The sequence below is a fragment of the Mesorhizobium sp. M7A.F.Ca.CA.003.01.2.1 genome, assembly GCF_003998945.1.
Classification (GTDB): Bacteria; Pseudomonadota; Alphaproteobacteria; order Rhizobiales; family Rhizobiaceae; genus Mesorhizobium; species Mesorhizobium ciceri.
On sequence record NZ_RZRA01001322.1, the window covers coordinates 1 to 1,110 of the forward strand.

At 62.8% G+C, this 1,110-nt stretch carries 1 protein-coding gene; it reads left to right on the forward strand.

What is annotated here, in order from left to right; all coding sequences use genetic code 11:
• Positions 1 to 1,110, forward strand: a 1,110-nt coding sequence (locus EN969_RS32355) for an acetoacetate--CoA ligase (RefSeq protein ID WP_127419801.1), incomplete at both ends; no start/stop codon positions are given.

A 1,110-nucleotide genomic window follows, 5' to 3' on the forward strand; every position in this document is an offset into this window, starting at 1 on the left:
GGGTTCTGGAGCCTGGTCTGGGATTTCTGCGGCATCGTCGGCGACAAGGGCGACAAGCTGCTCGTCGACGGCGACAAGATGCCCGGCGCTTCTTTCTTTCCCGATGCGACACTGAATTTCGCCGGGAATCTGCTGAAGAAGACCGGCTCAGGCGACGCAATCGTGTTTCGCGGCGAAGACAAGGTCGAGCGCCGGCTGTCCTGGAACGAGTTGCACGCGCTGACCTCGCGGCTGCAGCAGCTTTTCCTGTCGCTCAAGGTGAAGAAGGGCGACCGCATTGCCGCCATGATGCCCAACATGCCGGAGACCGTCGCCGCCATGCTGGCCGCCGCCTCGGTCGGCGCCGTCTGGTCGTCCTGCTCTCCCGATTTCGGCGAGCAGGGCGTGCTCGACAGGTTCGGCCAGATCGAGCCCGTCGTCTTCATCGCGCCGGATGGCTATTGGTACAATGGCAAGGCGATCGAAGTCGCCGACAAGATCGCCGCGGTCGCGGCCAAGCTCGGCACTGTCCGCAAGATCCTGGTCGTCGACTATCTCGGCACATCGAGCGATGTCGCCGGGATCATCGACAAGGCGGTGGCGCTGGAAGAGGCGCTGTCGCCCTTCGCCGGCAAGCCCGTCGCCTTCGAGCCGCTGCCGTTTTCGCATCCGCTTTACATCCTGTTTTCGTCGGGAACGACCGGCATTCCCAAATGCATCGTCCATTCGGCCGGCGGCACGCTGATCCAGCATGTCAAGGAACACCGGCTGCATGCCGGTCTCACCGACGGCGACCGCTTTTTCTACTTCACCACCTGCGGCTGGATGATGTGGAACTGGCTGGTGTCGGGGCTCGCTTCGGGTGCGACGCTGCTGCTCTATGACGGTTCGCCCTTCTACCCCGACGGCAATGTGCTGTTCGATTTCGCCGATGCCGAGAAGATGACTTTCCTCGGCACCTCGGCCAAGTTCATCGATTCCGTGCGCAAGGCCGGCCTCAAGCCGATCCGCACGCATGATCTGTCCACTGTGCGGGCAATCTCCTCCACCGGCTCGCCGCTGTCGCCGGAAGATTTCCGCTTTGTCTATGACGGCATCAAGAAGGACGTACATCTGGCCTCGGTCTCCGGC